This is a genomic window from uncultured Methanofollis sp., assembly GCF_937919355.1.
Lineage (GTDB): Archaea > Halobacteriota > Methanomicrobia > Methanomicrobiales > Methanofollaceae > Methanofollis.
In genome coordinates, this window is the sequence record NZ_CALFSA010000039.1 from 1 (window position 1) to 1,177 (window position 1,177).

The window sequence follows — 1,177 nt, forward strand, 5'->3', positions numbered from 1 at the left end:
CCTTCTTCCGTTCTGGAGTACCTTTCTCTGCTTTTGAGAGTCTTCTTTGCGCTTTTGCAAGATCCTTCTCGTCGGTACGGAAGAACCGGGGGTTCTCGATCTTCTCTCCGTTCGAGAGGGTGGCGAAGTCTCCCACACCGCAGATTCTGCGGCGTGAGAGAGCCTCATACCCTGAGGGATATGGGGCTGATTCGAGACCGACATCGATCCCGACCGCCGTCTCCTTCTGTGGGAGAGGAGAAGGATCATACTCGACCGCAAAGCAGGCATACCACTTCCTGGTCGAAGACCGCCTGATCGTGAGTGTCTTGATCGTCCCTTCGATGGAGCGGTGGAGGACGACCCTCACGTCTCCGATCTTCGAGAGGTGGAGACGATCTCCATTGAACTTAAACCCTCCTTTCTGACCTTGAGGGTATGTGAAACTGTCGTATCGGCCTCTTCCCTTGAACCGTGGGAATCCAGGTTCTTTCTCGCCTGCTTTCACCCGCCGGAAGTACGCTTTGAAGGCAAGATCCACCCTGACCTGAACATTCTGGAGGCTCTGAGCATAGACCTGCTTCAGTTCTGGTCGATCCCTCTTCCACTGAGTCAGGATCTTGTTCGTTTCAAAAAGCGAGATGCATGCACCTCCCCACTGAAGTGGGGAGCACTCTGCCTGATTTGATCGTAGAGACTCTTCTGTTCCGGTCGGCCCGTATTCCTGATCCCTGAGGAGATGTGCCGGTCCACTGCCTGCCCCCAATCCAGACCGCCCCCTCCTCCCCCCGTACCTTTTATGCCTCCCCCACCCACTCCCCCTGAGGAACACGCAACCTATGGAATGGTACAGCAACCTCGACCTCTCCATCCTCATCGTTGACTCCGAACTCGGAGCAAAGACCGCAGGAGGCATCGCTCTCAGGGAGGTCATCAGGTTCCTGAAAGACCTCGACTTTGGCGTGATCGAGGCCACGACCATCGACGACGCCCTCTCAATCTTCAGGTCGTCGTATCCCGAGATCGCCGGCGTCCTTCTCGACTGGGATCTCCAGTCTGACACCCCTGATGCGCCGGGTCCGGCGGAGATGATCAGGGAGATCAGGACGAGGAACAGGTCGCTCCCGATCTTCCTGTTCACCCGCAAACTGGCGGTGAACGAGATCCCCCTGGAGGTGATCCGGACCATTGATGGTTA

General features: G+C 56.8%; 2 protein-coding genes. One reads left to right on the top strand and one right to left on the bottom strand.

What is annotated here, in order from left to right:
- Positions 1-349 (bottom strand): transposase (locus Q0520_RS02060; protein ID WP_298665933.1); only part of this gene is annotated, 349 nt, incomplete at its 3' end.
- Positions 350-818: 469 nt separating this feature from the next.
- Between Q0520_RS02060 and Q0520_RS02065 the strand changes: the two genes are divergently transcribed.
- A partial coding sequence (locus Q0520_RS02065) for an Orn/Lys/Arg decarboxylase N-terminal domain-containing protein (RefSeq protein ID WP_298665935.1) occupies positions 819-1,177 on the top strand: 359 nt, incomplete at its 3' end.